The sequence below is a fragment of the Cytophaga aurantiaca DSM 3654 genome, assembly GCF_000379725.1.
GTDB lineage: Bacteria > Bacteroidota > Bacteroidia > Cytophagales > Cytophagaceae > Cytophaga > Cytophaga aurantiaca.
On the sequence record NZ_KB903663.1, the window covers coordinates 81,311 to 106,841 of the forward strand.

The 25,531-nt window shown below is 35.5% G+C and carries 24 protein-coding genes; 9 read left to right on the forward strand and 15 right to left on the reverse strand.

Annotated features, from left to right (window positions below):
• Positions 1-3 precede the first annotated feature (3 nt).
• The 3 genes from A3EE_RS0116135 to dnaK all read right to left on the reverse strand — a co-directional run bounded on the left by A3EE_RS0116135 (position 4) and on the right by dnaK (position 7,610).
• Complete coding sequence (locus A3EE_RS0116135) at positions 4-1,935, reverse strand: transglutaminase-like domain-containing protein (RefSeq protein WP_018344480.1); 1,932 nt, start codon at positions 1,933-1,935, stop codon at positions 4-6.
• 10 nt (positions 1,936-1,945) lie between these two features.
• Positions 1,946-5,245 carry a toxin-antitoxin system YwqK family antitoxin gene (locus tag A3EE_RS0116140; protein WP_018344481.1) on the reverse strand — a complete coding sequence of 1,100 codons (3,300 nt, stop codon included), beginning with the start codon at positions 5,243-5,245 and terminating at the stop codon, positions 1,946-1,948.
• Positions 5,246-5,711: 466 nt separating this feature from the next.
• The gene (gene dnaK, locus A3EE_RS0116145; protein ID WP_018344482.1) at positions 5,712-7,610 is read right to left on the reverse strand and encodes a molecular chaperone DnaK; all 1,899 of its coding nucleotides are present in this window, start codon (positions 7,608-7,610) and stop codon (positions 5,712-5,714) included.
• A gap of 345 nt (positions 7,611-7,955) precedes the next feature.
• On the opposite strand from dnaK, the gene A3EE_RS0116150 reads away from it, so the two are divergent.
• The 9 genes from A3EE_RS0116150 (at position 7,956) to A3EE_RS0116190 (ending at position 13,098) form a co-directional block, all read left to right on the forward strand.
• A complete protein-coding gene (locus tag A3EE_RS0116150) occupies positions 7,956-8,633 on the forward strand; it encodes a 2-C-methyl-D-erythritol 4-phosphate cytidylyltransferase (RefSeq protein WP_018344483.1) in 678 nt (225 codons plus the stop codon).
• A gap of 53 nt (positions 8,634-8,686) precedes the next feature.
• Positions 8,687-9,094: a (deoxy)nucleoside triphosphate pyrophosphohydrolase gene (locus A3EE_RS0116155; RefSeq protein WP_018344484.1), complete on the forward strand. Its 408-nt coding sequence runs from the start codon at positions 8,687-8,689 to the stop codon at positions 9,092-9,094.
• A gap of 113 nt (positions 9,095-9,207) precedes the next feature.
• On the forward strand, positions 9,208-9,666 hold the full coding sequence (locus A3EE_RS0116160; protein ID WP_018344485.1) for a YehS family protein: 459 nt from the start codon (positions 9,208-9,210) through the stop codon (positions 9,664-9,666).
• Between the two features lie 104 nt (positions 9,667-9,770).
• On the forward strand, positions 9,771-10,355 hold the full coding sequence (locus A3EE_RS0116165; protein WP_018344486.1) for a sigma-70 family RNA polymerase sigma factor: 585 nt from the start codon (positions 9,771-9,773) through the stop codon (positions 10,353-10,355).
• Positions 10,348-10,623, forward strand: coding sequence for a hypothetical protein (locus A3EE_RS0116170; RefSeq protein ID WP_018344487.1), 276 nt, complete (start codon positions 10,348-10,350; stop codon positions 10,621-10,623). The genes A3EE_RS0116165 and A3EE_RS0116170 overlap by 8 nt, the downstream gene beginning before the upstream one ends.
• 93 nt (positions 10,624-10,716) lie before the next feature.
• Positions 10,717-11,010 (forward strand): HvfA family oxazolone/thioamide-modified RiPP metallophore, encoded by a 294-nt coding sequence (locus tag A3EE_RS0116175; RefSeq protein ID WP_018344488.1) that lies wholly within the window; start codon positions 10,717-10,719, stop codon positions 11,008-11,010.
• 59 nt (positions 11,011-11,069) lie between these two features.
• Positions 11,070-11,903, forward strand: coding sequence for an HvfB family MNIO-type RiPP peptide maturase (locus tag A3EE_RS20860; RefSeq protein ID WP_018344489.1), 834 nt, complete (start codon positions 11,070-11,072; stop codon positions 11,901-11,903).
• Positions 11,887-12,639, forward strand: coding sequence for an HvfC/BufC N-terminal domain-containing protein (locus A3EE_RS0116185; RefSeq protein ID WP_018344490.1), 753 nt, complete (start codon positions 11,887-11,889; stop codon positions 12,637-12,639). The genes A3EE_RS20860 and A3EE_RS0116185 overlap by 17 nt, the downstream gene beginning before the upstream one ends.
• A gap of 18 nt (positions 12,640-12,657) precedes the next feature.
• Positions 12,658-13,098 carry an HvfX family Cu-binding RiPP maturation protein gene (locus A3EE_RS0116190; RefSeq protein WP_018344491.1) on the forward strand — a complete coding sequence of 147 codons (441 nt, stop codon included), beginning with the start codon at positions 12,658-12,660 and terminating at the stop codon, positions 13,096-13,098.
• 83 nt (positions 13,099-13,181) lie between these two features.
• Here A3EE_RS0116190 and A3EE_RS0116195 read toward each other — a convergent pair whose 3' ends face one another.
• The 12 genes from A3EE_RS0116195 to argC form a co-directional block, all read right to left on the reverse strand.
• Positions 13,182-14,501 carry a sensor histidine kinase gene (locus A3EE_RS0116195; protein WP_033418204.1) on the reverse strand — a complete coding sequence of 440 codons (1,320 nt, stop codon included), beginning with the start codon at positions 14,499-14,501 and terminating at the stop codon, positions 13,182-13,184.
• A 74-nt stretch (positions 14,502-14,575) separates the two neighbouring features.
• A complete protein-coding gene (locus A3EE_RS0116200) occupies positions 14,576-14,785 on the reverse strand; it encodes a DUF1653 domain-containing protein (protein WP_026209825.1) in 210 nt (69 codons plus the stop codon).
• An 11-nt stretch (positions 14,786-14,796) separates the two neighbouring features.
• Complete coding sequence (locus tag A3EE_RS0116205) at positions 14,797-17,379, reverse strand: hybrid sensor histidine kinase/response regulator (protein WP_018344494.1); 2,583 nt, start codon at positions 17,377-17,379, stop codon at positions 14,797-14,799.
• Between the two features lie 100 nt (positions 17,380-17,479).
• Positions 17,480-18,817, reverse strand: coding sequence for an argininosuccinate lyase (gene argH, locus A3EE_RS0116210; RefSeq protein ID WP_018344495.1), 1,338 nt, complete (start codon positions 18,815-18,817; stop codon positions 17,480-17,482).
• Between the two features lie 80 nt (positions 18,818-18,897).
• Positions 18,898-19,965, reverse strand: coding sequence for a M20 family metallo-hydrolase (locus A3EE_RS0116215; RefSeq protein WP_018344496.1), 1,068 nt, complete (start codon positions 19,963-19,965; stop codon positions 18,898-18,900).
• 101 nt (positions 19,966-20,066) lie between these two features.
• On the reverse strand, positions 20,067-20,864 hold the full coding sequence (argB, locus tag A3EE_RS0116220; RefSeq protein ID WP_018344497.1) for an acetylglutamate kinase: 798 nt from the start codon (positions 20,862-20,864) through the stop codon (positions 20,067-20,069).
• A 182-nt stretch (positions 20,865-21,046) separates the two neighbouring features.
• Positions 21,047-21,412, reverse strand: a complete 366-nt coding sequence (locus tag A3EE_RS0116225) for a four helix bundle protein (RefSeq protein ID WP_018344498.1) — start codon at positions 21,410-21,412, stop codon at positions 21,047-21,049.
• A gap of 74 nt (positions 21,413-21,486) precedes the next feature.
• A complete protein-coding gene (locus tag A3EE_RS0116230) occupies positions 21,487-22,437 on the reverse strand; it encodes a Rossmann-fold NAD(P)-binding domain-containing protein (protein WP_018344499.1) in 951 nt (316 codons plus the stop codon).
• 7 nt (positions 22,438-22,444) lie between these two features.
• On the reverse strand, positions 22,445-22,834 hold the full coding sequence (locus A3EE_RS0116235) for a peptidylprolyl isomerase (protein WP_018344500.1): 390 nt from the start codon (positions 22,832-22,834) through the stop codon (positions 22,445-22,447).
• Between the two features lie 8 nt (positions 22,835-22,842).
• A complete protein-coding gene (locus A3EE_RS0116240) occupies positions 22,843-23,226 on the reverse strand; it encodes a peptidylprolyl isomerase (RefSeq protein WP_033418206.1) in 384 nt (127 codons plus the stop codon).
• A gap of 27 nt (positions 23,227-23,253) precedes the next feature.
• The gene (locus A3EE_RS0116245; protein WP_018344502.1) at positions 23,254-24,405 is read right to left on the reverse strand and encodes an aspartate aminotransferase family protein; all 1,152 of its coding nucleotides are present in this window, start codon (positions 24,403-24,405) and stop codon (positions 23,254-23,256) included.
• Positions 24,406-24,527: 122 nt separating this feature from the next.
• Positions 24,528-25,499 (reverse strand): N-acetyl-gamma-glutamyl-phosphate reductase, encoded by a 972-nt coding sequence (gene argC / locus A3EE_RS0116250; protein ID WP_018344503.1) that lies wholly within the window; start codon positions 25,497-25,499, stop codon positions 24,528-24,530.
• Positions 25,500-25,531: the final 32 nt, after the last annotated feature.

Sequence of the window (25,531 nt, forward strand, 5' to 3'; positions counted from 1 at the left end):
AGTTTATTTATTTTTTTCCAGTGTTATATTTTCTTTGTATGACTTATTAATTTCAGAAATCATTTTGTTCCATTCCTTGAAATATTTCTTCTCTAAAAGCAATGAGTTAATATAAATTGTTTTCTTTAAGATTACTGTGTTCCCTTTCTTTTCATAGGTAAACTCAAAGCCTGCTTTGTCATATTTATAGGATTTATTTTGCGGTACATTTTTCAATGTGTAACCGGCAGGAACTTCAAATACAACCGTTTCTTTCAAAATGGTTGTATTGTCTCTCATGAAATCCAGTTTCCGATTTAATGTATCAACAATATCTGTGCTATAAATTTTAAACAAATGCAGATTGACAAATATTTCATCTTCATAGGCAACCACATAATCCGGCAATTCATACCCATAGGTAAATTCCAGTTTTTTATCTCTGTCTTCAACATTAATAACCTTAGGACCTAAAATATTACACTTATTGTTTCCAAATTTTAAATAGTTGTTCAGATATTGAATCTTCTCGTCTTTGTTCGTATTTGTATATCTATATGTGAAATTAATTTTAGGATATCCATTAACTGTTCGTAAACCTGTGCCTTGTAAACGCAAGTTCACAAGCTTACAGTATACGCTATCCAAAACTAAATTACGCTCCATCGGCAAGACCGGAACTTCAACAATTTTGAAATTTTTATCAGACAAGGATATTAATGCTTGCTTACCCTGAATATGATCTGTAGGAAAACCATAGGGTTGATATTTACCTGTGGCATCTAAAAAGTAGGTTGAATCATTCAAATTAATTTCCGCGATCATGTGATTAAAATTACACGGAGATGGCATCGTTGTAATTTTATATGCAATATCACGTGTCCCGATCCATGCAATGTGCGCGTTCAATCCTGCAGATTTATGAATCTGAGAAATTAAATTTGCCATGTCTTTACAATCTCCATAACGTTTGTTATAAACATCCGAAGCATATCTGGGAATAAATCCGCCATAACCATTTTCAAAGGCTACATAATTAATATTGTCTTGTACCCAATAGAAAATATTTTTTGATAATTCGTAATCTGTTTTTGAAACGCTCTTTAATGAATCTGACAATTTCTGAATAGCCGGATCTTTTTCATTTTGAACTTTATCTACAAACGTATATAGCCAATTGTATAATCCCTGCTGATTTTCAAAGTATATTTTATTTCCTTTAGCTGTGTTAATCTTATTCACCTTTATGTATATCTGAGGAGAATAATATCCTATATCAAGAGACTTCCCTTCAAATACCATTGCCGGCATATTTTTCATGCGCCATGTATGAGTTGTATAACTCCCCTTCTTTACTTGTGTGTATTCAATTTGTTTGGGAGACACATTAAATAACAAAGTGTCAAAAGAAATTGCATTGTTACATACCAGCACCAACTCAGAAAGATCGCACGGATATTCTGCTGCAAAATTATACGGCGTTATTAATTGCGGCAATAAATAATTTATATTATACGATAGTGTAGTAATAGATCCCGCCTGCAGTTGAGGATATACAAATTCATACTCTTGTAAGTCATCATAAAATACTCCTGAACTAAAAGAAGCAGATAAGTTGAACTGTTTTACAGGATAGGATTTGTATTTTCCATTTTCAATAGGAGCTTTTGTTTCGGCCTTTATATTTGATACCGGATTTAATGAGCCTGAATAAATTTTATCTTCAGAATGATTTTTTGCATTGTCATTCAGATAAAAGCATTCATCATAATGTTCGGCTGTCAAACTCAATGTATCTTTTATCAGATCCATCTTATATGTTTGACGCTTTACAAAATATGCTGCAGACTCTCCAGGATACTTGGCTAGATAATCTTTTGTTGATCTTGTTTGTCCAAAAACCGAACACGGAATCAGGACAAACAAGATCATCTGTATTACTATAGAACGAATCATAATTTAATTATTAATAAGCAAGCCCACTGCGGTAAAATACTTTCTTAGTCACTTTACCTGTTTGATCGTAGTAGATACAAGTACCATTTAACACTCCATACACATATACTTCAATAGATTTCAGCGTACCGTTTGGATAGTATTCTTTACAAACGCCGTCTTTTTCTCCATAAAAATAATTCTCTTCTTTTGCTACTTTACCATTCAGGAAGTATTGTGTTGACTTGCCTTCTTTTAATCCTGCTACGTATGTAGATTCTTTAAATACGGCACCTGTAGAATAATATTCTGTATGCAATCCACTTCTATCTCCGCTTTTTACTGAGAATTCAATAGCTTTTGTTCCGGATGGATATTTAGCTTTATAGTCAACAGTTTCGTTGTATACAGGTATTGCAGGTATAAGTTTACCATCAGCACCCGGATACGAATAACTTGTTACGATATCGTATTCGCATGTTCTGACAAAGATTGCAAGGTTTGCAAGATCAGGAGAATAGTATGTGATCGGACCATGATAATCTCCCATTTTCCATACTACTTCGTAATCTTTCGTTCCATTCTCAAAATAATCTGTCCAAAGACTGTCTTTGTAACCGTTTTTATATACCCCAACGGTTTCTACCTTTTGATTTGGATAATAGTATTTCCAAAGTCCGTTTCTTTGATTGTTCTTGTAATATCCAACCACAGCTAATTTACCATCTTCATCATAATTTTTAACTTCGCCGGTTCTGTTTCCTTTCGAATAATTCAAGGTTTCTTCAATCTTTCCATTCGCATATTTAAAAGTCAATACACCTTCGATCAAACCATTCTTCATTTGGTACTGAACTTTTGTTTGTCCATTCGGATAAACTGTTTTGTATTCACCGGTACCGCGAACGAAGGTATTTGTATATGCGATCTTACCTAATGTATCAAAGTGGTTTGTAAATTTTAAAAACCCGTATTGATAATACTCTTCCATTATCTTTGCTCCGGTTACTGAATATTCTACCATGTAACGGTCTTTTACATCGTCCACATAATAATATTCATAATCCAACTTACCGTTTGGATAATAGCCTATCCAATATCCTTGTTTTTCGCCTTCAACAAAATAACCAGTTTGCTCTAATTGTTTATTTCTATAGTAGCCTTTATACAAGCCGTCAGCATAACCATTTTTGTAATTTTTTTCACTTTCAACAGCGCCGGTTGAATAATAATTAATTGACAAACCATTTAAATCACCTTTTGAATATTGGTTCTTACTTTCCAAATAATTATTCTCATTATAGAATTTCCATTCACCTTCTTGCAAACCATCTTTAAAGGTTCCTTCTGAACTAAGTGTTTTGCCATCCGGGTAATATCCTTTGTAAATTAATACACCACCTTTTTCTTTACCTGAAGAAACAACTGTTCCTTTTTTATCATACATCGTGTATGATGTTAATTTGTTGTCTGAATAAATATACGCACCATGAAGTATTCCATCAACATCATACTCTTTCTGATCGCCAAGTTTCTTGCCTTTTAGATCATACGTTGAAACTTGTTTCAACTTACCATTCTTATGATATGCAACCCACTTGCCTGCTAAATTACCCTGAGCATTATACGCACCTGAATCCAATATTTGTCCGTTATCATAATATTCGATCCATACACCAGTAGCATTACCTAATGTATATTGTCCTTTCTTTTTTACTACGCCATTTTCATGATATTCTATCAAAGCACCTTCCTGCTTATTATCCTTATAAGACACTTTCTTTAAAAGCGCTCCTGAAGAATAATACACCAGCTGCTCGCCTTCTAAATTGCCTGCTTTGTATTGTAGTTTAGTGTCCACACTTCCATCACGATTGTATGTTTTGGTTACACCATCCTGTTTATTATCAACAACATTTTTTTCGAATATTAAATTTCCAACATCGTTAAACTCTTCAACAGCACCTTGGATTTTATTATCAACCAGAAAGATTCTGGATGTCACCTGACCATTTGTATTATATGTTTCATACAAACCATTATACTCACCATTTTTATAATTGGCAATCTCATTTAATCCTCCTCTATAAAAATAATATCTCCATTCTCCTTCTTTCATGCCTGCATCGTTGTATGCACCTTCAGCTTGCTTAAAGCCATTTTCATAAAAATAGATCCAATTACCTTTGCGGGTAAGATCTTCGGAATTGGGATTTTTATATTCTCCGATAGATTTCACACGATCTGAATCAAAGAAATAGAACGTTGCCGGGGAAGTTTTCCCATTAACTGTAAGCGTTTGAGTTTGTCTTCTCTTATGCCAGTATTTATAAACCCAGCTCTTAAATTCAGTAATCTTTTTTTCATTCTTCTTATATCCTTTTTCAAGCGAAGTACTATTCACACCATGATACGACTGATAGATCATTGGTGCAAAATATTTCTTTTCTCTAAGCTCAATAAAAAACGGAACATAGTTTTTCATGAAAAAACCTGTATCCTTCGGGTTGTATTCCAATTTATCAATCACCATTTGAGTTTGATTGATAATGGCATCTTTAATGTTTGTTTCGTTTTTAAATTTAACGGATAAAGCAATTTTAGAAGCAATTAATAATTCCAGATCATAAAAATTATCCGACTTGCGCGAAGAAGATCCATTGCTGGTTTTAAGTTTTACTGAGCTTATCTCATCCAGGTGAGTAATATTTGAAGACGCATATCTACTCTTTGGTGAACACATTAAACTCATATAAAAAGAGAGCATGGCAGTTACCGTATGTCCCTTCTTTAGCTCTAATTGCCCGAGCCTATTTAATGACCCTGCATGAAACGGATTATATTGCAATGCGTTTTTGTAAGATTGAAAAGCCATATCCGGATTTTCCATATTTTCATATACAAGACCAATGTTATACCACAAGGTAAAATCATAAGGAGCATATGTAAGTCCTTTTTTATAAGCAGCGATCGCTGAATCATGCTTGCCTGCACCATCGTATGCAGTACCTAAACTATTATATATAGTATACTCTTCTCCTCTAGGATCCTTTAATGCTTCCCAACATACTCTGGCCGCTTCCGTAAATTGAGAGTCTAATGAATAGGAATACGCTAATTCCTGTAAGGCTACAACATAGTTCGTATCGTTACGAGTAATTTGCTTATAATATTCTATAGCCTCTTTGTAGTCGCCATTATCATGGGCCTCCAAACCTTTGTTCAATAATTCTCCTGAATTGATCAGTAAGTTTTTTTCATTGATGGTTTGTGCAGACAGGGTTGAAATAAACATCACACATGTGATGCATAACAGAAAAGTACTTTTCATAAAATTTAGGAGTGAATAAAATTTAAAAACACTTTTTAACAATTATAATATATAATGTGAATTGAGCAATTAAGTTACAACATGAACCGAATTTAACTTGAAATAGTATATTCAATAAGGTTTGTGTTTTAAAAAGCAATCTTCATTTTCGGGGTATTTTATTGCCTGAAACTCTCTATACTGAACGCTAACCCAATATATCCCTCTTAAAATTATTTTACAACAAAGATTAACTTACGTTCACATAAAAATAACAGGAGAATCCCCCATCAAACTTATTGTATGTATAAATCAACGAATTACACCAATATCACTATAAGTAGGTATTATATATGATGGTATTTAACCAAACAACTTTAAGTATACGGCAAATTGCACTGGAAGGTTATTTCTTAAAAGGCTAAGGAAAAAAAAGAGTCCCGATAGCTATCGGGACTCTTTTCATTATTATCCATTGAGACTTGAATTACTTCTTATCTCCGTCTACTTCTTCAAATTCAACGTCTGTAACGCTATCAGAAGGACCAGATTGGTTAGCGCCTGCTCCCGGCTGACCAGCACCTTGTTCAGCGCTGTACATTTCCTGAGAAGCTGCTTGCCATGCCGTATTGATAGCAGCCATTGCTACATCAATTGCAGAGATATCTTTTGCTTCGAATGCTTTTTTCAATTCTTCCAAAGCACCTTCAATCGCAGACTTATTACCAGCAGAAAGCTTGTCGCCAAACTCTTTCAATTGTTTTTCAGTTTGGAAAATCATTGAATCCGCTTGATTGATTTTTTCAATCTTCTCTCTTTCTTCTTTATCTTTTCCTTCGTTCGCTTTCGCTTCGTTTTTCATACGCTCGATTTCATCAGCAGATAAACCTGAAGATGCTTCGATACGGATTTTTTGCTCTTTGCCAGTTCCTTTATCTTTAGCAGATACGTTCAAGATACCGTTTGCATCAATATCAAACGTTACTTCAACTTGAGGAACACCTCTTGGAGCTGGTGGAATATCACCCAAGTGGAAACGACCGATAGATCTGTTGTCCTTCGCTAATGCACGCTCACCTTGCAATACATGAATCTCAACCGATGGCTGGTTATCAGATGCAGTAGAGAATACTTCAGATTTTTTAGAAGGAATCGTTGTGTTTGCTTCGATCAATTTCGTAAACACACCACCCATTGTTTCAATACCAAGAGACAAAGGAATAACGTCTAACAATAAGACATCTTTCACTTCACCTGTTAATACACCACCTTGGATCGCTGCACCTAAAGCAACTACTTCATCCGGGTTAACACCTTTAGAAGGTTTTTTGCCGAAGAATTTTTCAACTTCATCCTGAATTCTTGGAATACGAGTAGAACCACCTACCAAGATTACTTCGTCAATTTGGCTGATTGATAAACCTGCATCTTTCAATGCTTGTTTACAAGGCTCAAGCGTACGTTTGATCAAGCTATCTGCAAGTTGTTCGAACTTAGCTCTAGTTAATGTTTTAACCAAGTGCTTAGGCATACCGTTTACAGGCATGATATAAGGCAAGTTGATTTCTGTAGAAGCTGAACTTGACAATTCAATTTTAGCTTTTTCAGCAGCTTCTTTCAAACGTTGTAATGCCATTGGATCCTGACGAAGATCTAAACCTTCTTCAGATTTGAATTCGCCAGCCAACCAGTCAATGATCACTTCATCAAAGTTATCACCACCTAAGTGTACATCACCATTTGTAGATTTTACCTCAAATACACCGTCGCCTAATTCAAGTACTGACACGTCAAACGTACCACCACCTAAATCGAATACAGCAACTGTCATGTCTTTGCCTTTTTTATCCATACCGTAAGCTAAAGCAGCAGCAGTAGGTTCATTGATGATACGTTTTACTTCTAAACCAGCAATTTGACCTGCTTCTTTAGTAGCTTGACGTTCTGCATCGTTGAAATAAGCTGGAACTGTAATAACAGCTTCTTTTACTTCGTGACCTAAGTATTCTTCTGCAGTAGACTTCATTTTCTGAAGAATCATTGCAGAAAGCTCTTGAGGTGTATATTGTCTGTCGCCGATACGAACTCTTGGCGTATCGTTGCTGCCAGCTTCTAATTTGTATGTTGCACGATCAGCTTCACTTTTAGATTCGCTGAATTTTTTACCCATGAAACGTTTAATCGAACTGATTGTGTTTACAGGGTTTGTAATTGCCTGACGTTTAGCAGGATCACCTACTTTACGTTCACCGTTTTCAAGAAACGCTACTATTGAAGGCGTTGTTCTTTTACCTTCGCTGTTTGGAATCACAACAGCTTCACTACCTTCCATTACTGCAACGCAAGAGTTTGTTGTTCCTAAGTCGATACCGATAATTTTTCCCATATCTATTTTTATTCTGTTTATTACTTTTTATCCTTTGTTTCAACCCAAATGGCAATAGCTGTGCCAAGGGAGTTTTATGACACAATTTATGACATAATGGCATTTCAAGCTTGAATTATGGCGTAAAACCTTCTAATACAAAATTCCAAATAACAAAAAACAAATTCCAAACTGCCTAAAATACAGGAAAGATGGATATTTGGATATTCATAAATAAGGGCTGAATTTAAAACTCATATTGTTGTTTCTGGAATTGGTTTTCTCCGTTTGGAATTTGGCCATTAGCCATAGGAACTTTCAAAATAAAATTCAATCTTGTTTCAACCTTTAATATTAAGATACGCTATGAATAGATATGCCGTAATTGTTGCAGGAGGATCGGGTTCAAGAATGGGAAGCGATACACCCAAACAATTTCTTCCGATTGGAAATGCACCCATATTAATGCATACCATTAAACGCTTTTTTACAAGCAATGAATTGGTAAATATTATTCTGGTGTTACCTGAAGAGCAAATGGATCGCTGGCATCAGCTGTGTGAAAAATATTCTTTTTCAATTCCCCACCTGATTGTTTCAGGCGGAAAAAACAGATTTCAGTCGGTACGAAACGGTTTAAACAGCATAGGTGTTAACGAAGGCATTGTTGCTATTCACGATGGAGTCCGTCCATTCATCAGCAAACGTATTATTGAAGAGGCATACAAGACTGCAGAAGAAAAAGGAAATGCGATTGCTGCCGTTGAATTGAAAGATTCCATTCGATTGGTAGATAAAAAAGGGAACAAAACTGTTGAGCGAGAAAATTACCGCATCATTCAAACACCTCAAACGTTTAAAATTGGGTTGATCCGGGATGCATTTCAAAAAGCTAAAAATGATCAGTTTACAGACGATGCAAGTGTTGCAGAAGCAGCAGGTTATTCAATAGAACTTATCGAAGGTTCGTATGAAAATATTAAGATTACTACGCCTGAAGATTTGGCAATGGCTGAAGCAATTCTGAAGAAGTTCGATTATTAAATCTTAATACTGCTGAATTGCGTATATATTATGTACACCAACACTATACCAATATGACGCCCTTGCCCACAATTGCTGTTGTTTGTGCTGTAATAAAAGAGAACAACAGTTATTTTATTGCTCAACGTAGTGCCAGGATGAAGATGCCCTTGAAATGGGAATTCCCCGGCGGCAAAGTAGAACAAGGCGAATCCAATGCGCATGCCATTATACGTGAAATGAGGGAAGAATTCGATATAGATATTGAAGTAGTAGAGGAACATCCCTATTACTTGCACGACTATCCAACATTTACGTTAAAGCTTATTCCTGTTGAGGCTGCCATTAAAGGCGGAGAGATTATCTTGAAAGAACATGCAGCGTATAAATGGGTGACTGCGTCAGATCTTTTCTCTTACGATTTTTCTGAAGGCGACATCAAAATTGTAAAGGCGCTGAATAAAAGAGACCGCGCTCTGTAGAGACGCAATTCATTGCGTCTCCAATCAGACGTGCTAATCAAGACGTAATAAATTACATTTGCATCTATGCTCAAGAGGCAATAAATTGCGTCTCTACTCCAATTATTTAAAGAATGAACAACAACGATATCCTTCGACGCTTACGCTATACATTCGATTTCAACGATGATAAAATGATTGCACTTTTTGCATTGGCAGATCAGACAGTCACCCGTGAAGAGATCAGTAATTGGATGAAGAAAGATGACGACCCGGATTTTAAAGAATTATACGATAAAGAGCTCGCAGTATTTTTAAATGGCTTTATCATCGACAAGCGCGGAAAGAAAGATGGACAAGCACCGGTGAATGAAAAAAGTTTGAACAACAACATCATTTTCAGAAAGCTAAAAATTGCACTAAATCTACAGGACGATGACATACTTGATATATTAGATTTAGCAGGTTTGCGTTTTGGCAAACATGAATTGAGTGCGCTTTTTAGAAATCCAAATCAGAGCCAATTCCGCCCTTGCAAAGATCAGGTGTTGCGTAATTTCATTCACGGACTGCAATTAAAGTATCGTCCATAAAATCTAATTTACATGTTCTTTACGTTTATCTTCCGATAACGAATTTATTGGAATCTCACCGTAGAAATAAACCATTCCAACTACGGCTTCTTAAACAGTTTTTTATGGAAAATGCATCTGTTGCAATTAAAGAATGGGTTGAACTTTATACCTCAGAGATGGTATCCTGGGCGTATTATAAAACCTCTCAACAAGAAACCGCCGAAGACCTTGTACAGGAAACATTTATCGCAGCTTTTCAATCGTTCCACACATTTGAAAATAAAAGTAAACCTAAGACATGGCTTTTTTCAATTCTCAAAAATAAGATCATCGACCATCACCGAAAATGTTATAGAGATGCAGTTCTGCCCGCCAACAAAGTAAGTGAAGAATACAGTGCCAATTTATTTGGTTTTTTATTTGAAGCCGATGGACAATGGAAAAAAGATCGGAAAAATATAAATTGGGGTACAGATACCGAAGAATTATTAGATAATCCGGAATTCAATGTAGTTTTAGCAGATTGTTTGAATAGATTGCCTGCAAGCTGGAATGCTGCAATGCAATTGAAATATCTCCAGGAAAAAGATCAAAAAAATATTTGTCAGGAATTAGAAATTTCTGCGACTAATTACTGGCAGATCATTCATAGAGCTAAATTGCAGCTTAAAGCCTGCTTAGAAAATTATTGGTTTAAAAATGAATAAAAATAATCCGTTTGTAGTTTCATGTGAGAAATCGAGTTTTTTAATAGAAAAAAAACTTGCGGGTGCTCTTTCGATGAAAGAACACAGTCAATTATTTATTCATAAGCTGATCTGTGATGTTTGCAGAAAATATGAAAAGCAAAGTATCTTATTAGATAACCTGCTTCGCAAAAAGATTGCCGGTAATAATTCTACTTCACCTTCGGCAAATATAGATCAAAACAGGATAGAAAAGCTCAAATCAACGATTTTGGGCAAATTGAAATAATTTTTTTTAAAAAAATAACATTTTTTGTCAGGATGTATAGAAAGCTACGACTATACATTTGAAATTAATTTTTAAACACAAAAAATTACAACAATGGTTAAAAAATCAAAAAGCATTTTATGGACTGCAGTAGCTGCAGGTGCAATGTTAGGCGCAACAAGTATTTTCTCAAGCTGCAGCACTGAATCTAAAGAAGTTACTACAGAAGTTAAAGCGGATAGCGCTGAGCACAAATGTGGTGCTGAAACAAAATGTGGCGCTAGCAAAGATTCTGCTGAAGCTAAATGTGGTACAAGCAAAGACTCTGTTGAGGCTAAATGCGGCGAGCACAAAACTACTGAAGCTAAATGTGGCGAAGGTAAGTGTGGTGCTGACAAAAAGAAATAATTTTGTCTGAAGGCGGAGAGTCTTCTCCGCCTTTTTTTATTAACCTAATCTGTATTATCATGGTTGGTATTGGTTTCAGAAAAGATTTTGCAAAAGACTTCTTAAGCACTACAACACTTAGGCCCGACTTCATTGAAGTTGCGCCGGAGAATTGGATTGGCATTGGTGGCTTCTGGAAAAAAAAGCTGCATGAAGCATTAGAAAAATATCCGTTATATACCCATGGATTATCTTTATCTATAGGTAGTCCGGACGAGTTGGATTTTGAATTATTAAAAGGAGTTAAGAAATTTTTAACAGAAACAGGTGCATGCGTATACTCTGAACATTTGAGTTATTCCAAATGCGACAATGCACATGTATATGATTTATTACCTATCCCATTTACATCCGATGCTGTGAAGCATATTTCCAAACGTATACAAACTGTTCAGGATTTTCTTGAACGCAAAATTGCTATTGAGATTGTAAGCTATTACTCTCCTGTTGCAGCAGAGATGAGTGAAATAGAATTTGTAAATGCAATCCTTGAAGAAGCCGATTGCGATCTATTACTTGACGTGAACAATATTTATGTAAACGGTTTTAATCATGCATATAATCCAAATACATTTATCGATGCACTTCCGCTAGAACGTGTTGCTTATATCCACATGGCAGGCCACGATCAGGTTTCGGAAACATTGATCATAGATACACACGGTGAAGCAATCATAGACCCGGTGTATGATCTTTTTGAATATACAATGAATCAACTTCAACGTGACGTGCCTGTTTTGCTGGAACGGGATTTTAATATTCCTCATCTTTCAGAATTGCAGCATGAAATGGATCGGTTAAAAAAAATAAAAGTAACCAGCTTAACAAAAGAATTTCATGGCATACATCGATAGTACACAGAAGTACCAGCGTATGCTCTCCAATTATACGCGTACAGGTATTGAAGCAAAAATCCCCGGCACAAAACAGGAAGGCATTGCGCGTTACAGAACAATGATCTACAACGTAGTCAATGATTCTTTATCAACAGCTTATCCATTAGCTAAAAAACTTCTTACAAAAGATGAATGGGATAATATGGTGCAGCATTATTTTTCTTCGCATGCATGTGTATCTCCCTATTTATGGAAAATGCCATTCGAGTTTTTCGAATTTGTAAAAGAGAATGAATCCGAACTTCTAACGAAATATCCTTTCTTAAGCGACCTTTTGCTTTATGAATGGGTAGAAATTGAAGTATTCATGATGGAAGATGTGGAAGTATCGTTTTCCAAAATTGGATCTATTGCCTCAGACGCTCTTGTATTAAACCCTTCATGTATCTTGCAATATTTTCAATATCCTGTTTATAGCAAAGTAGCAACAGAGATCACATCTTCTAATCAAGCACATTATTTTATGCTTACGCACCGTAATCCAGAAACAAACCTCGTTCGGTTTATGGAAGTAGCGCCAATGTTTGCCCGCATGATCGAATTGCTTGATGAGAGACCATTCACAATTGAAGAATTGACAAATCAATTTTCTACTGAATCAAAAATAGAAATATCTCAAACCATAAAAACGAACATTGAATCTTTTTTTAAAAAATGTCTAACAAAAGAAATTATTCTTGGTTTCAAAAATTAACTTTTTAAACAATACATTATGTTTCCAGAAAAAATTAAAATCGCTTATCATAACTATGTAGCGGGTACTGCAAAGCTTCAGAATCTATCTCTATTATTGATCCGTCTGGTATTGGCATACGGCTTTTATAATCCCGCACTGATGAAAGTTAAAAATATAGATGGCATCATTGCCTGGTTCGCAAGTATGGGTATGCCTATGCCAGCTTTGAATGCATATCTAGCTACCACAACGGAATTGCTAGGCGTGTTATTATTAACATTAGGTCTGGGAGTCCGCCTCATTACAATTCCATTGATCATTACTATGATCGTAGCAATTGCTACTGTGCATTGGAGTCATGGATTTGAAGCAGGAAATAATGGCTTTGAAATTCCTTTATATTATCTCTTGATGTTATTTGCGCTCTTAACATTCGGCGCAGGAAAATACAGCTTAGACGCGGCAGCGAAAAAATAATACCTATAGTTTATTTTCGAAATCAAACACCAGCTTTCTTGTCAAAGGCTGGTGTTTTGATTTTAAACGAATATTTTTGTTTTTTATTTATTCGGCAATTCAATTAAAAATTGCGTGTATACATTCACTTTCGATTTGACAGAAATAGTGCCGTTTAATTTTTCAACCATTTCCTTCACTATATATAAACCAAGTCCGGAGCCTTTGCTTTGATTACTGGCTCTATAAAACATATCAAAAATATTTACTAATTTTTCTTCCGGTATCCCTATCCCATTATCTTTTATTATAATCGTTGTCGATTTGGGGGAAATATTTATATCTATTTCAATGGTTGGACGTTCATTGCTGATCCGATAATATTTAAACGAATTTGAAATTAGATTGCTTAGTATGGTTTGAATGCGATATGTATCCGAGTAAAATTGTGCGATTCCTCCGATCCGAATAATCTTGTGAACATTATTAGAGTGCTCAAAAAAACTCAACTCTTCAAATATGTCCTTTAACATGGATCTAAAATCAATAGGATGCAGTTGCGATTCTGTTTTAATATTTTTTGACAAATGAATAATCTGCTGAATGTGTAGATCCAGTTTATTTACACAATTCTCCTGCATTTTTGCCAGTTCTTCAATTTTATTAAGATCCTTTTCTGTTTTTACTAAATGAATCAATCCCATCAAAGAGGTTAACGGAGAGCGCATATCATGAGAGGTTCGGTATACATAACTATCCAACTCTTCATTCAGTTTTTTTAATGAATTATTTTTATAAAGCAGTTTGCTGTTTAAATCAACCAATTTAGCATTCATATATTGGTTCACACGAAGAATCACATAAAAAAACAAAACGGCAAAAAGTCCTGTAAATATATAATTGAATTCGTATTCAAATTTATTCGTTGCTTTATCATTTCCCAATAAATTATAATCACCTATTTCTAATATAATAATTAAAAAAGATGTGAACGATAAAGAAAGTAATATGTATTTATAATCGTCAATACTATAAAATGCAAAGGTTGCAAAAACTATAATAAGCATAGAAAGATTCATACCGGAATCACGGCCCAGGGATGCGGCTTTGATAAACATAAACAGACTACCGATAATCATCATGATCAATTTGGCCTGATTATAATAGCCCTTTTTAATTAAGAGCAAAACAATCGGAATAACCGTTGAAAAGAAAATGAGATAGTTAAGTATTATTAAAAATGAAATACCTAAAAATAAACCCATAAGTATATAAAGAAGACCTGAAGCTAATGCCACTAAGCACATCGCAACGAGCAATTCAATTCGAATGATCTCATCGTACGAAACTTGTTGCGCAGATAAAAATCTAAGATTAATAAATCTTCGAATAATTTTACTTCTAATAAGATCTAATAGTTTCATACCTCACACAGAAATACTTTCCTGATTATATTGAATATAATAATTTAAAAAGTAGCTGGTAATGAAATGTTAAACTAGTATTCTATTTTTTTAAAACGTTTTACCTTATCCCCGTTCAATTCAATTTCTTCATTAAACATCTCTAGCGGTCTTACCCAAAGCTGTTCGGGATTTTTAACAGCAAAATAGACAATTAATTCTTCTTCCGTTTCACTGTGTTTCGCCACACCGACGACTTCGTACTCATTGCCCTTATAATGTTTGTAAATCCCTTTTATACTCATAAACATATTTCTTATGCTTTCGACTCGGCAAGTTTCATTGTAATTTCCAAAGCAATAAGTACACTTACTTTCTCTAATACAAGTAATTCATTCACTATAGATTCTATCGAGTTTTTTTCTTTTATCTTATACTCTATATCCGTGATAAGTGCAATTTGCTTTTTAATATCCAAAATACGTACGCAGGATTTATATTGATGTAATAATAAAGATACCCCTGCAATATTTTGTTTATTAACAGCATCTTTTATTTCTTTTATCAATTCATTATTCTGGTATTGAAATGATTTCAACATCTCTTCACAAATTAACGGATCGTAATTAGATATTTTTTCAATAAACGAAAAATTGGTATAATAATACTTATTACTCTCGCCCTTTAGAACAGTATTAAAAACAAGTTTTTCAATAATTACATACAAGTCTTCCTTTTTATAAGGCTTTCCCAAGTGCGCATTCATACCGGCATCAAGACACATATCAATATCCTCTTGAAAAACATTTGCCGTTATACCTACAATCGGAACATTATTTTTTTGCTCGCGCAATTTCCTTGTTGCTTCAATACCATCACACTCCGGCATTTGCATATCCATTAATATAATATCAAATTTTACTTCAGAAGCTTTTTCTACAGCCAACAAACCATCCTCTACTGTCTCATACGTACAGCCTAATGAGTCTAATGTATATTGCGCCAATATACGATTCAGCTCATTATCTTCCGCAACCAACACATGTACCGGTTTAGCAAAAGGTTTTAATGAAATATTTTTAGTCCCATACTCCGGATTATTTTCGCCAAGTTTAAACGGGATCGTAAAATAAAATCTACTGCCATACCCTTTAGAAGCATCATCATAATATACCGGGCTTGTAACATGTATTGTACCTTTCATTAAATGAACAATTTCGCGCACAATTGTTAAACCCAATCCAGCACCGCCATACCTTGTAGAAATAGTATCATTTGCTTGTGTAAAGCTCTCAAATATTTTATTCTGTTTGTCTTTCTGAATACCAATACCTGTATCCGTTACAGAGAACTCAACATGACATACATCTTCCTTTGTATCGGTAAGACTAAGCAAAACAGTAACATTTCCGTTACTTGTAAACTTCAAGGCATTCCCTACAAGATTAACCAATACTTGCGAAACACGAGCAGAATCACCTTTCAAACAATCCGGAATATTCTCATCAATCAGTAAATTGAAATTAATTCCTTTTTCCGAAGCACTAAATTTAAAAGGGTTCAGAACAGAACGTATACTCTCTTTTAAATAGAAAGATTTATTTTCAATAACTACTTTCCCTTCTTCAATTTTACCTATGTCCAAAATATTCCCAATAAGCTTCAATAACAATTCCCCCGATACAGATATGTTATTCAGTAATTCTTTCTGCTCGGTTGAAAGTTTCTGTTTATTTAAAATTTCGGTAAAACCCAATATTGCATTAATGGGTGTACGAATCTCGTGGCTCATGTTTGACAAAAATCGCGTTTTAAACTGGCTCGCCATTTCAGCCTTTTCTTTCTCAAGACGCATCAATTCTTGTTTTTCAAGTGCATTGATCTCTGCCCTTTTTAATGCTGTTATATCTATTACTGCTCCATTTACAAGAGTAACCTTGTCATGTTCGTCCGCAAAAACATATCCATTTGTTAACAGAATTTTTTCTACACCATTTAATGTACGTATCGTAAATTCATGTGAATAAGCAGAATTCGGTTTAATTATTCTTTTTCTTCGTTCTTTTAAAAATTCAGGATCTTCTAAAATTAAAGAGTCAATAAAGCCCATTTCAGGTGCAACTCCTTTTGACACGTCAAATATGTTATACATTTCATCGGACCAGTATATTTTATTATTTACAATTTCATACTCAAATGTTCCCATCTGAGTTACTTGTTGTGCATATTCCAATAACCTATTTTTCTTTTCGAGTTCTTTTACCAATGCTCCTCTTTCTCTAAGATCTTTCATAATAAAAAGATATGCAAGTCCTAAAATAATAAATCCCAAGACACCTGATATAATAATGGTGGTTGGTGTAGCACGGCTTAAGCTCTCTGCCCGATCATTTCGTGCAACAAGCAGTTCTTCTTCATTTTTTTTCATCGTTTCAATTAAACTATGAATGAGATCCGTTGAAGAATGCCCTTTTTTCATCATTTGAAGAACCTCATTCTGCCTAGCGCCACTGTTTGAAAGAAGTGCCAGCTGATTAAAAAGAAAAAAACGTTCCGCAATTACTTTTCGAAGTGTGTCAACAAATATTTTTTGTTCAGCATTATCCGACACAAGGGAATCTAATGTGTATAATTGTTTCTTTACACTCTCTGCTAATATATGGTTTTGATGTATATGTATTGAATCACCTGTAATAACATACCCTCTAACACCAGATTCAGCATTTTTTACATCTGAATAAATACTTTCTAATTCCAAAAAAACAATATTGGTATGTTGTACCGATTTTGTTGCAGATCGTAATGCTGTAATATTGAAATACGAATAAATATATGCGGATATCAATACAATAAACGCAATTGAAAAAATAAGATTGAGAGATCGTATTGAAAGTTTCATATCAAGAATTTTGTCAAAACAGGCATTGAATAATTAAAATTATTCAATGCCTGTTTTGAGTAAATCAAAAAACCATTAAAATTGATTTTATTCTCTTATATCACATTTGCTTCAATAACGCTTGTATTGCTACATCTACTTTATTGAATTCAAAGGCATCCAATACCTTCTGCATAGAAGCTTTAATTTCTTTATGCATAAGATTTCCTATGCTGCCTTCGTGCGTATGATTGATGGTATCTAATGCTGTGAATGTTTTATCTTCGATCATACCACCGACCTTTTTATATGCATCACGGAAAGGTGTTCCTTCCAGAACCATATTGTTTACCACCTCTACACTATACATGTACAAGTACTTCGGGTCTTTCACAATATTCTCTTTTACTTTTACCTGCTTCAGCATAAAGTTTGCAATACGCAAACAATCATTGATATCCTGAAAAGCAGGAATAAAGTTTTCTTTGATCAATTGCATATCGCGGTGGTAACCGGACGGAAGATTTGCCATGATCATAGAGATCTCATTTGGCAATGCCTGCAAACGATTGCAACGTGCACGGATCAATTCAAATACATCCGGATTTTTCTTATGTGGCATAATACTTGAACCTGTTGTCAATTCATCCGGCAAGGTCATGAAATCAAAATTCTGATTCATGTATAAGCATACATCCATTGACATTCTACCTAAGGTAGCTGCAATTGAAGCTAGCGCAGCAGTAACATTTTTCTCTGTTTTACCACGGCCCATTTGCGCATATACAACATTGTGATTCAACTCTGCAAAACCCAACAGGTTTGTTGTCATGGTGCGGTTCAACGGAAACGAAGAACCGTAACCTGCTGCAGAACCCAATGGATTTTTATTGCTGATGCGATAACCTGCAAGCATCATATGCATATCATCTGCTAAACTCTCTGCATAGGCACCAAACCACAAGCCGAAAGAAGAAGGCATAGCAATCTGCAAATGTGTATATCCAGGAATAATAACAGATTTATATTTATCACTTTGAGAAATAAGTGTATCGAATAACTCTTTTGTATTTTCAACTGTCTCACGAATGGCGTGACGAGTAAACAATTTTAAATCGACAAGCACCTGATCGTTACGGGAACGGCCGCTGTGGATCTTCTTACCTAAATCACCAAGGCGACGTGTTAAGATCAACTCAACTTGTGAGTGTACATCTTCAACACCGTCTTCAATCGTAAATTGACCTTCTTCGATCTCTTTATAAATTGTACGAAGTTCATTCAGCAATACAGGAAGTTCTTCTTTGCCAATCAATCCAATACTCTCCAGCATCGTGATGTGTGCCATTGAACCCAGTACATCAAACGGTGCAAGGAACAGATCCATTTCGCGATCTTTTCCAACAGTGAAACGTTCAATGTCTTTATTTACTTCTGTATCTTTTTGCCACAATTTCATAATAGTGTCCAGTTACGAGTTGCTAGTTACTAGATGTAACAGCAATGTTAATTTAATAATTTTGTACTAGAGACTAGAAACTAGCGACTAATAACTATTTCTGACAATACTTTAATGTACTTCTCAATTCCCTCTTCGATCTCGATCAACCAGATAAATTCATTAGCTGTATGCGAACGGGCAGAATTGCCTGGCCCCATTTTAACAGATGGCACCGGAATCAATGCCTGATCGGATGTAGTTGGTGAACCGTATGTTTTAGCACCATGCTTGATTGCTGCATGCACCAATTCATGGTCCGGATCAATGAATGACGGCCGTAAACGTACCGAACGCGGATTTACTTCAGACTGAATATTATCGTCGATGATCTTTAATACTTCTTCGTTTTTATATTCTTCCGTAATACGTACATCAATTGTGAAGTGACATTTCTCTGGAACTACGTTGTGCTGGTAACCTGCATTGATAATGGTTACCGACATTTTCATAGGTCCCAAATGCGGGGAGATGCGTTCGAATTTATAATTACGGATCCAGTCGATATCTTTTAATGCAATGTAGATGGCATTCTCTCCTTCTTCGCGTGCAGCATGTCCTGCCTTACCCACAGCAACGCAATCAACAACCATCAGACCTTTTTCAGCAACTGCAATATCCATTAGTGTTGGTTCACCTACGATTGCAAAATCAATCGGACCAAGTTTTGGATAAACCAATTCCAATCCATCAAAACCTGAAATTTCTTCTTCAGCCGTTGCAGCTATACAGAAATTGTATTTCAAATTTTGTTCGTTGTAGAAATGAAGGAAGGTAGCAATCAACGAAACCAAGCAGCCGCCTGCATCGTTGCTTCCCAAACCAAACAACTTACCATCTTTCACAATCGGCTCGAACGGATCGTTTGTATACCCAGGGTTAGGCTTTACTGTATCATGATGAGAGTTCAACAAGATCGTTGGTTTGTTCTTATCAAAATGTTTATTGAACGCCCAAACGTTATTTTTTTCACGAATGGTTTCAACTCCACGTTCAACCAAAAAAGTATTTAAGATCTCTGCAGTGTTGTGTTCTTCTTTACTGAACGACTCTGTTTTGATCAAGGTCTTCAATAATTCAATGGCGTCTTTTTGCAATTTCTGTAACATGACTTTAGTTTCCAGTTTCGAGGTGCTAGTTACTAGACGTATCTATCAACCACCCTGTTTTAATATTATTAATTTTATTTCTATTGTCTAGTACCTAGTAACTAGTGGCTAGAAACTAGCTTCGTTCCAACTGTTTTGTTTTCATTTATTAATTCTACCAATGACTCGGCCTGACAAATAATGACAGAAGAAACACCAGCGTTTATAGCAGCAAAAGAGTTATCCAATTTCGGGATCATTCCTTTGTTGATTACTCCTGTTGATTTCAACTCTTCATACGTTGACGGATTGATATCGCTGATCACAGAATCTTTATCTTCGAAATCTCTCAATACACCTTTCAATTCAAAGCAGTATACAAGATTCACAACAAACGTATTGGATAAAGCAACCGCCAATTCAGAAGCAACCGTATCCGCATTTGTATTCAGCATTGTTCCCTTACCATCGTGTGTAAGCGGAGCCATAACCGGTGTAATACCTTGTGATAACAAATGCACCAACGGCTGCGAATGTACTTTTTCTACATCACCCACAAAACCATAATCAATACCATTCTTAAGCGGACGTTTAGAAGACAACATGATGTTTGCATCTGCACCGGTTAAACCAATAGCATTGCAGCTATTTGCCTGAAGTTTGGCAACAATGTTTTTGTTGATCAAACCACCGTATACCATGGTAACGATCTTCAAGGTTTCAGCATCGGTAATTCTTCTGCCGTCTACCATCTGCGCTTCAATGCCCAAACCTTTACTGATCTCCGTAGCTACTTTTCCACCACCGTGAACCAGTATTTTATTTTCTTTCAGTGACGCAAAATCATAAAGGAAGCTTTGTAGTGCCTCCGGGTTATCGATGATGTTGCCTCCGACTTTAATTACGTATAGTTTCTGCATGCAAGTAATAAGTTTTAAGTAATAAGTTTTAAGACTCGATACTTAACGTTTGCTTTCTTATGATATTAATTAATTACTTTAACTTTATTATTAAGCATCTTAAATCCAAAGACTCCTATTTATTAACCTCAACTGTTAACTAATAGCGCTCTTAAAACGTAGAACATATTACTTAATAAGTTTTAAGACTCGATACTTAACGTTTGCTTTTTTATAAGACTAATTAACATTGCTTTAACTTCATTTATCTGAGAGAATAATTCATTATATATTTCTTCTTTCAAATATGACAGGTCTTTAGACAATATTATATAATATTCAGTTTCATTTGCAGAACCTAATGCGATTTCAAAGAATCGTCTACAATCTCTGCGTGAAGATTTACCACAACCTTCTGCAATATTAGCAGCAATGGATACAGATGACCTCCTGAACTGGCTTGTTAAACTGAACAATTCCTCTTTAGGAAATAGTTTAGTTTGACAATATACATTTAAAGTTAATGCATGGCTTTTATTCCAAACATGCAACTTTTTATAATTCTGCATAGCTATTGAAAAAAATCATTAATTTATTTAAATCTTAAGATATCCCCCTCTTAAAACTTATTACTTAGAACATATTACTTAATACTTTCCAGCATACTTTTGAGAACCGCCTGTGCAGCCCATACTCTATTTCCTGCTTCCTGGATAACCAGTGAATTCGGCCCATCCAGAATTTCGTCTGCTAATTCAATACCACGACGAACAGGCAAACAGTGCATCACTTTTGCATTGTCTGTTAATTTCAATTTTTCATTGGTCATCATCCAATGACTGTCCATGGAATGTACCTTACCATAATCTTCGTACGAAGACCAGTTCTTTACATATACATAGTCAGCACCTTCTAAGGCTTTGTCCTGATTGTATTCAATGCGGGCATTGCCCGTGAATTCTTTTGCTAAATTATACCCTTCGGGGTGCGTGATCACAAACTCTACATCTGCACGTGTCATCCATTCAGCGAATGAATTTGCAACAGCTTGCGGTAAGGATTTAATATGTGGTGCCCAGGTTAATACAACCTTCGGACGAGCTTTTGTTTTTGTCTCTTCAATTGTAATCAGATCAGCAAGCGATTGTAATGGGTGCAATGTTGCACTCTCTAAACTTACAATCGGTACACCTGCGTATTTTATAAATTTATTGAAAAAGTCTTCGGAATAATCTTCGTGCTTATCAACCAAGCGTGGAAAAGAACGAACACCAATGATATCGCAATACTGGCCCATAACCGCAGCAGCTTCACGAATGTGTTCAACTGTGTTGTGGTTCATGATCACCCCGTCTTGTGTTTCAAGTGCCCAGCCTTCTTTATCCATGTTCATTACGATCGTATCCATCCCCAGATTCTTTGCAGCTTTCTGCGTACTGATACGCGTACGTAAACTTGGATTTAAGAAAATCAAACCAATCGTTTTATTTTCACCAAGCTTTTTAAAATTGTATGGATTCTTTTTTAATTCTAATGCTTCTTTAACCAAGCCTGGAATATCAAGAACGTCTTTTACAGAAATAAAATTTTTCATCGAATAATTATTTGCAAGGGACAATTTTTTTATCTGTTACTTTAACTACATGAACTCCCCATTGTGTTCTTACCGCAAAAGGAGTATTTAATTCAGCAGCAAAACATGCATCTTCAAATGGTTTTACCATCACACCACGTTCAAACCAATCTAATTCGCCACCTGTCTTAGCAGTACCATCACAACCATATTTTTTGGCTAAAACAGCAAACGACTCTCCTGCATTAATTTTTGTAATAATTTCTTGAGCTAATTTATCAGCTTCCTCAAATTCAGTTTCTGTTTTATTAGGAGCAGAGAGTAAAATATGATATGCTTTAACACTGCAACATTTTTTTTCTACAAAAGAAAAAAAAGTGACCACACATATAGCCAATAAGAAAGCGAAGTATTTCATGAAATTTCTTATTTACAAGGAGTACTCTTTTCGTTCACATTGATAACATGTACTCCGAACTGTGTTGTCACAATTGTAGGTTGGTTAACAGCTACACTAAAACATGAATCTTCGAATGGCTGTACCATTGCGCCGCGCGTAAACCATCCTAAGTGACCGCCTTTACTTTTTGTACCGTCAGATCCATACTGCAAAGCTAGATCTTCAAATGATTCACCCTTTTCCAACTTTGCAAGAATTACTTTTGCCGTATCTTCAGCGGCTTTGAATTCTTCTGGCGTCTTAGCCATTGTTAATATATGACTTGCTTCCACTCCATCACACTCTTGTGCTGAATTTGAGCATGAACACATTACTAGTGCCACAAGTAAAATCGAAAGAACGTTTTTCATATTTTTTTAAACTGAAGGCCAAAAGATTTACGCGTTTTTCAAACTCTTTTCCAACACTGCTTTTAACGCATCTAAGAATGCATCTGCATCTGATTTTTTCAAATTCAATGCAGGTAAAATACGAATCGTAAATTTATCTGAAGATGAACCCGTAAACATTTTGTATTCGCTTAACAAGGTATTGCGAATGTCTGCACATGGAATTTCAAGTTCAATACCAATCATTAAACCTTTACCACGCACTTCTTTTACACCTTGTATCTTGCGTGCTTCTTTTATAATATAATCGCCTATTTGAGCTGTATGCTCTATTAAATTTTCTTCTTTGATCACATCCAACACAGCAATTGCTGCAGCACATGCCAAATGGTTACCGCCAAATGTTGTACCTAACAAACCGTGTTTTGGTTTTAAATGCGGAGCAATACTGATTGCACCAATTGGAAAACCATTACCCATCCCTTTTGCCATTGTGTAAATATCAGCTGATACACCCGCAAAATCATGAGAGTAGAATTTACCGCTGCGACCATAACCACATTGAACAGAGTCAGCAATGTAAACCGCATTATGCTGATCACAAAGCGTACGAATCTTTTTCAGCATAGAAATGGATGCTTCATGAATACCACCAACGCCTTGTATACCTTCAGTAATTACCGCACAAATGTGCTTGCCATTTAACTTGAATGTTGCTTCTAACGCTGTTTCATCGTTCCATGGCAAGAAGATGATGTTGTCTGTTTCATTCACAGGTGCTACGATAGAAGGATTGTCGGTAGCGGCAACAGCTAATGATGTTCTTCCGTGGAAACCTTTTTTGAAAGCAATGATCTTTTTCTTGCCATTGTGGAATGAAGCAAGTTTCAATGCATTTTCATTTGCTTCTGCACCTGAGTTGCAAAGAAACAATTGATAATCGTCATGACCGCTCAATGCTCCTAATTTATCTGCTAACTCTTGTTGAAGAGAAATGATAACGGAGTTGGAGTAGAAACCAATTTTATTTAATTGATCGGTAATTTTTTGTACGTAGTACGGATGTGCATGTCCAATAGAGATCACAGCATGACCACCATACAGATCTAAATATTCAGTACCTGATGCATCCCAAAGACGAGAGCCTAATGCTTTTACAGGTTCGATTGGGATTAGGGGATAGACGTCGAATAAACGCATATTGTTAATATTTTAATTTTGTGGTATAAATTCCAAAAGAGTAATAAGTTCTAAGTAATACGTTTTAAGAGATGAAACTCGTTAGTGCAGTTCTTAGAACTTATTACTCAAAACGTATTACTTTAAAATGACGCTGCCTTCAACCTTAAGCCCGTAGTCTCTTCTAAACCGAACATCAAATTCATATTCTGAACCGCATGACCGGAAGCACCTTTCAATAAGTTGTCGATAATGCTAACGATCATTAACTGATCACCGTGTTTTTCCAGATACAACAAACAGTTGTTTGTATTCACCACTTGTTTCAGATCAATGTTCTCATCTACCACATGCGTGAATGGATGCGATGCATAATACGCTTTGTATTTTGCAACGGCTTCTTCAATTGTCCAGCTGCACGGCGTATACATGGTTGCTATGATACCACGTGTAAAGTCGCCACGGTATGGAATGAAATGAATGTTTTTATCTAATGAAGATTGCAGATTTTTTAAACTCTGACGAATCTCTTTTAAGTGCTGATGATTTAGTGCCTTGTAAACAGACATATTATTATTTCTCCAGCTGAAGTGAGAGGTCTGCGATAACGATTGTCCGGCCCCCGTCGAACCTGTAATACCAGATACATGCACATCACTCGTTAACACTTTCTCTGCAGCAAGCGGCAGTAAGCCCAATTGAATTGCTGTAGCGAAACAACCTGGATTAGCAATATTTTTTGCGTTCTTAATTTTATCACGCTGCAATTCAGGCAAGCCGTAAATAAAATCGTTGCCTTCTTTTTCAATACGAAAATCCTGACTTAAGTCAATGATCTTAATATGCGACTCAATCGGATTTGCCCGTAAGAATTTTATTGCATCACCATGACCAACACACAAGAACAATACATCAATAGCGCTGCTTAATTCGCTACTAAAAATAATATCTGTGCTGCCGATCAAATCCGTATGTACTTTATAGATTGGATTACCTGCGTTACTGTTGCTATGTACAAATACAATATCCGCATTCGGGTGATTCACCAAAATACGAAGCAACTCGCCGCCTGTATATCCTGCACCACCAACGATGCCTATTTTTATCTTTGTCATTTTTGTAATGTTTTAAGTTTTAGGTAATAGGT